At 66.0% G+C, this 8,921-nt stretch carries 9 protein-coding genes; 4 read left to right on the top strand and 5 right to left on the bottom strand.

Going from position 1 to position 8,921, the window contains the following annotated elements:
- On the top strand, positions 1 to 171 hold a 171-nt coding region (locus tag AAGA11_12500; GenBank protein ID MEM9603677.1), incomplete at its 5' end, for a M48 family metallopeptidase.
- A gap of 10 nt (positions 172 to 181) precedes the next feature.
- Here AAGA11_12500 and pelG read toward each other — a convergent pair.
- Genes pelG through AAGA11_12480 form a run of 4 tightly spaced genes read right to left on the bottom strand, consistent with a single transcriptional unit; the run spans position 182 to position 5,361 of the window.
- Positions 182 to 1,519, bottom strand: coding sequence for an exopolysaccharide Pel transporter PelG (gene pelG / locus AAGA11_12495; protein MEM9603676.1), 1,338 nt, complete (start codon positions 1,517 to 1,519; stop codon positions 182 to 184).
- A complete protein-coding gene (gene pelF / locus AAGA11_12490) occupies positions 1,519 to 3,060 on the bottom strand; it encodes a GT4 family glycosyltransferase PelF (GenBank protein ID MEM9603675.1) in 1,542 nt (513 codons plus the stop codon). The genes pelG and pelF overlap by 1 nt, the downstream gene beginning before the upstream one ends.
- Complete coding sequence (locus AAGA11_12485; protein ID MEM9603674.1) at positions 3,051 to 4,043, bottom strand: hypothetical protein; 993 nt, start codon at positions 4,041 to 4,043, stop codon at positions 3,051 to 3,053. Before AAGA11_12485 ends, pelF begins: the two co-directional genes overlap by 10 nt.
- Positions 4,036 to 5,361, bottom strand: coding sequence for a PelD GGDEF domain-containing protein (locus AAGA11_12480; protein MEM9603673.1), 1,326 nt, complete (start codon positions 5,359 to 5,361; stop codon positions 4,036 to 4,038). Before AAGA11_12480 ends, AAGA11_12485 begins: the two co-directional genes overlap by 8 nt.
- 252 nt (positions 5,362 to 5,613) lie before the next feature.
- Here AAGA11_12480 and AAGA11_12475 point away from each other — a divergent pair, with 252 nt between their 5' ends.
- From AAGA11_12475 to zapE, 3 genes are read left to right on the top strand one after another with little or no spacing between them, the layout of a single operon-like run.
- Entirely contained in the window at positions 5,614 to 6,384 is a 771-nt protein-coding gene (locus AAGA11_12475; GenBank protein MEM9603672.1) for a hypothetical protein, read from the top strand.
- A complete protein-coding gene (locus AAGA11_12470) occupies positions 6,375 to 6,773 on the top strand; it encodes a PilZ domain-containing protein (GenBank protein ID MEM9603671.1) in 399 nt (132 codons plus the stop codon). Before AAGA11_12475 ends, AAGA11_12470 begins: the two co-directional genes overlap by 10 nt.
- A 32-nt stretch (positions 6,774 to 6,805) precedes the next feature.
- The gene (gene zapE / locus AAGA11_12465) at positions 6,806 to 7,918 is read left to right on the top strand and encodes a cell division protein ZapE (GenBank protein ID MEM9603670.1); all 1,113 of its coding nucleotides are present in this window, start codon (positions 6,806 to 6,808) and stop codon (positions 7,916 to 7,918) included.
- Positions 7,919 to 7,942: 24 nt separating this feature from the next.
- Here zapE and AAGA11_12460 read toward each other — a convergent pair whose 3' ends face one another.
- On the bottom strand, positions 7,943 to 8,836 hold the full coding sequence (locus tag AAGA11_12460) for a DMT family transporter (GenBank protein ID MEM9603669.1): 894 nt from the start codon (positions 8,834 to 8,836) through the stop codon (positions 7,943 to 7,945).
- Positions 8,837 to 8,921 lie beyond the last annotated feature (85 nt).

The following is an 8,921-nucleotide window of genomic DNA, read 5'->3' as shown; positions in this document are numbered from 1 at the left end:
GTCGACTACGTGGTCCTGCACGAACTGGCGCACAGCCGGCACATGAACCACTCGGCTGCGTTCTGGCGGGTGTTGGAGTCGGTGTGTCCTGACGCACGCGAGCGAGACCGCGTCTTCGACCGTGACGCCGCGCGGTTGGTGCCCGCCTGGGCACGCTACCGCGGCGGTTGAGATGGGTTGCTCAATTGAGCAGCAAATCGACCGACAGCGAATCGATGGCGTGGCGCAACACGCTCAGTGACAACACGCTGGTCATGCTGGCGGCCAGTGCCGCGGCCACCGGGGTGTGGAAGAAGTGGGATTGCATCGCGGCGATGGTCAGCACGAGGTAGATGCCCAGTCCCATCACCGTGACCAGCAGGGCGTGTGTGCGCAACTGCAACAACCAGAACAGCGAAACGCACGCCAGGAACTGCGCCAGCATGGCGCTGCTGATGACCGCGAGTTGCAGGCGGCCGATCTCGGTGGTGTCGAGGCCGAGGCTGGACAACAGCTCGGGTCCGATCAGCACGCTGCCGACTGCCGCGACCCCGAGCAGCTTGGCGAAGGTCATCAGCCCGACCTGTGTCGAGCTCACGAAAGAGGTCAGCAGTTGCTCGATGTGGATCAGGGATTCGCCCTCGTAGACGGCGTTCAACAACTCGCGTCGCTGTTGGCCGAGTTGGGGTTCGAGATGCCGTACGAAGAACCACAGGGCTGGCACCGTACACAGCAGTGTTACCAGGGCCGGCGTAATGCTGCGAAGCGGCGATCCCGCGGCTTCGCCGGCGTTGCTGAGCAGGAAGCGGTCAGTCAGCATGATGACCGTGAACACCGCGGGCGCCCAGGTGGTGAGGTCGAGTGAGCTGATCAGGCTGTTCTCTGCCGCCTTGCGATCCCGATCCAGCGAAATGCCGAGGGCCACGACGATGCCGAGCAGCAGGGCGAGCAGGGAGAGCACGAGTATCAACGGCGTTTGGACGGTCAGGTCGGTGCCGTGCACCAGGCGCAAGGCGAACCACACACTCGTCAGGGCGACCAGTCCGATCAGGATCGGCACCGCCACACCGTTGGCCTGTCGCCGTATCAGCAGGGCGACGGTTGGTGGCCACAGGTTGGCCAACAACACGGCGCTGAGCACCACCGGCTGCGTGGGTGACAGGTTGAACAAGCCGGCCAGTGGATGCCACAGCAACATCACGCACACCAGGGACAGCGCCGTGGTGCTGAGGTTGGCGAGGATCAGCGGGCGCACCACGGCCGCGTTCGGGTCGCTGGCTATCCGCGCAATCGCCGCTGTCGGGGCGGCACAGGCGAACAGCGACACCGCAACCAGGCAGACAAACAGGCCAGCGGTTTTTTCGAGCGTTTCACCCTGACCCAGCGCGGCCCCGGTGATCACCCCGGCTGCTGCAATCATCACGAAAGGCGGCAGCCACGGTGTGCTCGCGCGCGAGTCCATCGAGCGCGCGAGGCTCGCACGGTTCTGGCGGCGTTCGTCCTTGAGCAGTCGGTGCAGCTCGAAACCGATACCGGACATCAGGCGGCCCTGCTGGAAATGTGTGCGTACAAGGCCTCGTATTCAGCCAGCATCGAGTTCTCGTCGTAGAGCGCTTTGACACGGGCGCTACCTGCGTCCCGAGCGGCCCGCCACGCGGTGTGGTCGTTCAACAGTGCCAGTGCGGCGTCGCAGGTCTGCTGTGGATTGGCAATCGATACGATCGCACCTGCGCTGCCGTGGCGTCGGTCCTTTTCATCGCGACCACGGATCAGTTCGGCGCACGCGCCGACGTCGGTCGCGACCACCGGGACACCGGCGGCAAAGGCCTCGAGCACCACCAGAGGCAACGACTCCGACAGCGATGTCAGCATGACCAGCCCGGCCCGCGGGTAGATGCCCTCGACGTCCTGGTAGCCGAGAAAACGCACGTGGTTGAGTTGGCCGAGGCTGCGTATCAACGCCAGGCACTCGTCGGCGTAGCGTGGGTCCTGGTCCACCGGGCCAACGATCCAGCCCACGATGTCGGGGTCACTCTGTCGCATCAGGGCGATAGAGCGAATGAAGGTCTTGACGTCCTTGATGGCCACCACGCGCCCGATGAACGCGACGACACGCGGGATTTCCTCGGTGCGGTCGTCACGCAGGCAGGCAAAGCGGCTGACGTCGATGCCGTTGGCCACGATGCGACTGCGCGCCGGTGGGGCGCCGGCGGCGAGTTGCCACTCCTGGTTACTCTTGTGCAGCGCGGTGATGCGGTCGGCGTGTCGGTAGCTGATCCGACCGAGCGACTCGAAGTATTTGATCCACACCCGCCTGCCATCGCTGTCGTCCAGGCTCGCGGAGTGGCGTCCGGGCCCTTTCTGACCGCCGGTTGTCCGGGCCAGGTCGATGGTGCGTTCGCGCGTGTATACGCCGTGCTCGCTGAGCAGGATGGCATCGCCGCGGCGTTGCTTGAGCAGCGTGGCCAGGGCGCCGGCGAACCCGGTCGACAGCGCGTGCACGACCTGGGAGTCCGGCAGGCGCTCGATGATCGCGTTCAGCGTGAGCAGCGGGGCGTACATGGCGCGGATCTGCCAGAAGATGTCGATGAACGAGCGGGCGCCCGTGGCGCCGTCGCCCTGGTAGCAGACGCGCAATACGTCCCAGGCTTCCCGGCTGTGGAGGAAGTCCTCGCGGGTGATCGATCCGGCCGCGATGAGTTCGAACAATTCGTCGGCCGGCGGCGGCTCGAGGTCGTTGGTCGCGGCGTCAACCAGCGCGTGGTAGAAGCTCGCAAGTTGCGAGAGGGCGCCGGGGTTCCGGGCCTGCGGCCGTCCTCGCCAGTGGCGTCGTGCCTTCCACGAGTCGGCGATGAAGTGGTGCTCGAAGTGCACGACATTCTGCGGCAGGCTGTAGTGGAGCTGATTGGCTTCAGCCCGGTCACCGCCGATGAAGACAATGCCGAAGCGGCGTCCCTCCAGCGCCGAGACCGTGGCGTGCACCCACTCCGACACCCCCCCCGGCAGCACCGGATAGGTGCCCTCGACGAGCAGCAGCACGTCGACCGAGGATGCGGTTGGCCAGCGACGGATTATGCCCACAGCGCCACCAAGGCGTTGAAGGGCTCCCGGCTGCGGCGTCGCACATCGATCTGATCGAGCAACGGACGAATATCGCCGTAGTTGCCGGACAGAAACGCGCATTCGGCCAGGTAGGGCATGAGCTCGTCGGTGCAGAAGCCGCCCTTTTGGGCAACTTCGAAGGCGTCGCGTGCACTGTCGAGGTTGCCGAGTTTCAGTTCGATGCGACCAATCTGGAAATGCAACTCCGCGTCGCTCGGGTTGTGGTCGATCGCGCGCAACAGGTGTTCGCGCGCTCGGTCGAGCAGCGAGAGGTCTCCCTGGGTATTGTTGTATCCGAGGTAGACCAGCTCCCAGAACCGCGATGCCATGGTTGCGAGCATGTTGGGGTCGTGGATGATGTCAGGGCTCTCGTCCATCTCGCCGAGCAGGTCCTTGATCTGCTGGTTGAGCGATTCCTGTTTGCTGTCGAGCTGGGAGAACGCGAGCAGGCGCACGTCTTCACTCGCGTCACTCAGCGCGCGTCGCAGCAGCGGCAGGGCGGCGCGGGGCTCAAGTTGGCGCGTGGCGAGCACCGCGCGCAACCGCTTCTCCGCGTTGCGCGAATGGCAGAGGATGCCCATTAGCGCCGCTTCGCCATAGCGCTCGCCACGGCCGTTGTTGGCGCGGGCCGGGAGTTCCGGCACGTCGGTGATGTGCCAGGCGGTGGCGCTCGTGCTCCGGCGCTGCCACAGCGTAACCAGCAAGGCGATGACGGTGAGTGCGCCGAGCATCGGCAGGCACAGCGCCAGCACGCCGCAGTAGGCCAGCACGATCTCGCGTTCATTCTGGCGCGGCGCAGCCGGCAGGAAGTGGTGGCAGCCAACGGTGATCAGGCCGGTTGCGGTCAAGTGGGTGCAGGCGAACAGGGCGAAGTCGTGCCCGCTCGCGATCCCGCCCAGCAGTTGCCGCACGCTCGCAAATTCGAGGGCGCTGCCCAGCAGCAGTGCCAGCGCACTACCCATGTGGGCCCCGCCAGCTGGTCCAGATCGCGTCGGCGTTGCTGTCCGGCCCGATCGGGCGCTTGCTGATACTGCAACCGAGGGCGGTCAGGCTGCGTCCGAAGCGCTGTTCGACCGATTCCTCTATCCGGTTTTGAAACGTCTCATACTCGCGCGCTTCGGTCAGGGGCATCAAAAGCATCAGCTCGGTCTGCGGGCCGACCTGTTTCTTGGTCGCGACGTCCAGGCCGCGCAGCAGGCTCATGATGTAGTTGGCCAGCGCGTGCTGGTGGTCCGGGCTGGTCAACAACACGCGCACCAGCATGGCGGGCAAGTGGAAGGTCTCGGCATCCCGGCAGACCCGGTGCAGTTCGCGACGGAACCGCTGCTCGCTGTCGCCCTTGCCGGCCAGTTCGGCCTCGGAAATCAGGTGACCCACGTGGGCGCTCAGCACCGCCAGCAGTTGGATGTTGTCCGGCGTGAAGGACAGAAACGGAATGCGTCGCACGGTCACCAGTGCGCGCACGCGGTTGGTGCCGTCGACCAGGGGTGCTGCCACCAGCACGGTGCCGATCTGGTGTGCGGGATCGAGTTCGGAGAGGTTGACCAGCTTGCGCGTGTGCAACGCGGCCTCGACCAGCGGGTTGGTGCCGTCGAGGGGTTTCGGGTCGCCGACTTCGGCTGCGGGCGTGGCCAGCACGCGACCGGCGTCGTCTACGAGGTAGAGGTCGGCGGCCTGCACCCAGGAAAAGGAGTCGAACAGCGCGAGGATGTCGTCAGCGTAGTCCTCGAGGTGGCTGCCGCCCTCCACCGATTGCCGGAACGCCCGCCGCACATCCTGCAGCGTTTCGCGCAAGCTCACGACCGACCCGGCCAGGCGGTATTCAAGGCGATCGTGCGAGATGCGCAGCGCGTGGTAATTCTGGGCGAAATCGTCGAGCCGTTGCGATTGGTAGTCTGCGCGTACCAGTTCGGCGTCGAGGCGGTGGCGGTAGGAATCCGACCACACGCCGCCGATCAAGGCGATCAGAAAGTAGCCCAGGGCGATCTCGCGGCTGAACGTGCTGTCCTGCATCCAGATGCTGTCCACGGTCAAGGCGTTCAAACCGGTCAACGCAGCCGCTGTGATCAGGCCCTTGGCGCTGCCGTGGCGCAGCGAGATCACGAGCGGGGCGAGCGCCCCCCAGGGGAAACTTGCCTCGTTGAAGAAGGGGTCGTGCGGGGTCAGCAGGGCGCCCACCATCGGCACCGCGAGCACGGCGAGGATGATCTCGAGCCACTCGAAGTGGTGGCCGCCGCGGTGTGGGCGTGTCAGTTCTAGGCGTGAGCTCAGCTGGGACATGGCGGTGGTACATGGGCACGCTCGGCGCGCGCGGTGACGGCATCTCTCTGGGTGTATCGGCAAGAACGCCGCAGGCTGATGCGGTGCAGACGGGCCCGATGTGCGGGTGGCGGGCTGATCGGCGATGAGCTACTTTTTGGGGGTGGAAAACGCATCGCTCACTGGCGCACTTCGGTGCCGGCGCGGCCTGAAAAACCACGCTTGGACGCCTGTGTATATCAAGAAAATCAATCTTTTAGCGGCTTGGTCATGGTGCTGAGGACGACGGGGTTCGCGGCCCTCTACCTGTTGCTCGCGGTGCTTTGGTTGCAGGCTGGACACCTCTTCGGCGTGGGCCTGGCCGCGGTCTTCGTGCTGTTCGGCAGCGGCTGTCTGGTCGCCGCTGGCATCGGCGGCGACGCGCTCGTGCGAGCGCTGCAGTGCACCGTCGCGCGCGTGCGCGAGGGCATTCGGGACCCGCGCGATACCCTGACGCACATTCTCATGCTCACGGAGCATTCGCGCCGCAACGGCCTGGTCGGCCTCGCGGACGTGGAGGCCAATTGGATGCCGCTGCAACGCGTGTGCAAGCTCGTCGCGTGCGCGGCCGAGGAACATCGGATGCGACTCGAAGCGGCCTCCGGTATCGAGCTGGCACGTCAACGCGCCAACCACACCGTGTTGCCGTGGTTCTTCCTCGCCGCCGCACTGGCGGGCACCGGCGCGCTTGCCTTTGTCCTGAGCGTCGTGGATGCTGCGCTGAGCGGGGCCACGCTGGTGCAGAGCCACAGCGTGGCGCCGTTGCTGGTGGCGTTGTTGAGCCTGGTGCTGGTGGTGCTGCCGGTGTGCATGCGCCTGGTGATTGCCCGCGAGCGCGAGGCCAATTGCATACAACTGGCCTACGAGGGCGGTATACAGATCCTGCAGAACAACAACGTTGACGCCGTTTTTCACCGCCTTGTGGACCTGGTGCCCGGCGCACCGGTTGCGGTCGAGGTGGACACCATCGGCGAGCTTGAAACGGGGCGTGGACCGTGGCTGTGATTTTCAAACGCGAGAAGGCCGGGCACATCGAGCTCAAGATCGATGACCAGTCGACGCGCGCCGCCTACCGCGTGGTGCCGGACCGGGATGAGCCGGTCATTCTGCAAGTGGAAGGCGAGCTGGCGCGTGTGCTGGACATCAGCGCCGGTGGCTTCTCGTGCCTGTGTGCGGGCTTGCAATTGAACATGCGCTACCGCGTGGTGCTGGATCTGCCTGATGAGTCCGAGCCGATCGAGGCCTTCGCCGACGTGATCAAGATCGACGAAGACACAATCTGCCGTTGCCGGTTGATCGACCTGCAGCCGGATGTCGCCGATCGCTTGCACCGCTATGTGTTGCGACGTCAGAAAGTCGCGATCAAGGCGATTCGAGCCAACGAACCCGACTGAGCTGCCGGTGCACGCCGAAAACAGCCCGCCGCATGACTGAGGTTCGCACCGGGTCGCCACTCTCGGTCTACGAGGGGTCACTGGCGGACGGCAGCTTCACGCCCGACGCGGCGCAACGCGAGGCGGTGGTCGCGCTCGACGCGTTGTGGTCCCGGCTGATCGAGCCGCCGCAACGCGCGCCGTCCGGCTGGTTCGCCCGGTTTCGCAGCGCGCCGGCGGTCACGGCCGTCACTGGCATCTACCTCTGGGGTGGGGTTGGTCGCGGCAAGACGCATTTCTGCGACCTGTTCTTCGACACCTTGCCCTTCGACGCAAAGTTGCGCTTGCACTACCACCGCTTCATGCAGCGGGTGCACGCCGGGTTGCGCGCGCGCGCCGACCGTCAGGACCCCTTGCCCGACATTGCGGCCGAGATCAGCCGCGAGGCGCGCGTGCTGGTGCTGGACGAGATGCACATCAACGACATCACCGATGCCATGCTGATGCACGGCTTGCTCGACGCCCTGTTCGCGCTTGGCGTCACGCTGGTCACAACCTCGAATGTGCCCCCAAGCGGGCTGTATCGCGACGGCCTGCAGCGCGCGCGTTTCCTGCCGGCGATCGCGCTGTTGGAGTCACACTGCAGCGTCGTGCACCTCGACAGCGACACCGACTACCGCCTGCGCACACTTGAGCGAGTGCCGGTCTACTACGTGCCGACCGGGGCGGCGGCAGACACGGCCATGGCGCAGCGGTTTGCCGAGCTGGCCCCGGACGGCGCCGCCTGTGTGCCCGGTGCACTGACGGTCAACGGCCGCGACATCCCCGTTCGGGCGCGGGCAGGCGGAGTGTTGTGGTGCGAATTCGCCGCGTTGTGTGAGAGTGCACGTGCCAGCGTTGACTACATCGAAATCGCGCGGGAGTTCCACAGCGTTCTGATCAGCAACGTGCCGGTCATGGACCAGGCGGCGAGCGATGCTGCCCGCCGTTTCGTGAACCTCATCGACGAGCTCTACGACCGCAATGTCGTGGTGATAGTCAGCGCCGATGCCGAGCCCGAACAGCTCTACGTCGGCAAACGGATGGCCTTCGAGTTCGTCAGGGCGGCGAGTCGGCTGCGTGAAATGGGGACGCGTGACTACCTCGGCCTGCCACACCTCGGCTAGCACACGGTATCGTCTACACCGGGTTCAGGGTGTCGGTGCCTGGCGCGGCGCACTCAGCACCAGCCGCGCACCCAGCAGGATCAGGCCGGCCGCGAGCAGGGCGCTGGTGCGGGGCGATTCACCCAGCAGCCAGACGGCCCAGCCGTAGCCCAGCAGGGGGATGAAGTTGTTGATCAGGGCGAAGTGATTCGCCGTGATCCGACTGAGCAGACTGAAGTAGACGACCTGCGCCAGGCCTGTGCACCCGACGCCGAGCGTTGCCACCGCCAACCAGACGCCGGTGGTCGGCGGTCGATGCGGTGACAAGCCGGCACCGATCGCGAGCGGCAGGCTCATGGCCGCGGCAGCCCAAAGCGTCAGCGCGGCGACCCACAGCGACGGCGGCACGCCCGCTCGGCGCACAAGCACGGCACTCACCGCGTAGCACACCGCCCCGCCTGCGACCATCAGCTGGCCCTCCGTGCGCCCGAGGCCGGCGATCGAGTCCCACCCGATCAGGCTGATCAGCCCCGCAAAACCGAAGCCGATGCCGAGCATCTGACGGCCGCTCGGGCGTTCTCGGATGCCGATCCAGGCGACGATACAGGTGGCGATCGGCATGCTGCCCATGAGGATCGACGCCACGCCACTGTCCACGGTCAGCTCGCCACGGTGGATCAGGTAGAAGGGCAGGGCGTTGCCGAGCAGGGCCACCCACAGCACCAGCGGCCAGTGCGTTCGGGTGTCCGGCAGGGGGGTGCGCCACAGCGTGGCGGCGGCGCTGACCACGGCCGCGCCGATCACCAGACGCCAGAACACCAGGGTCGACGGGGCGAAGTCGGTGACACTGACCTTGATCAGCAGGAAGGAGAAGCTCCACAGCAGCGTGAGCACGCTGAACAGTGCGAGTGTGGTGGCTCTCGACGACGACGCGAGCATGATGACGGAGCGGAAAGCCTGGCGGTGGGTTGGAGTAATTATTGAGTGTTCATTCAAGCTGCGCCGCGTGTGAAGGCGGTGCGGC

The sequence above is a fragment of the Pseudomonadota bacterium genome (assembly GCA_039196715.1).
Lineage (GTDB): Bacteria > Pseudomonadota > Gammaproteobacteria > CALCKW01 > CALCKW01 > CALCKW01.
The sequence above is the reverse complement of the archived record's forward strand: the minus strand, read 5'-3'. Positions and strand labels throughout refer to the sequence as shown.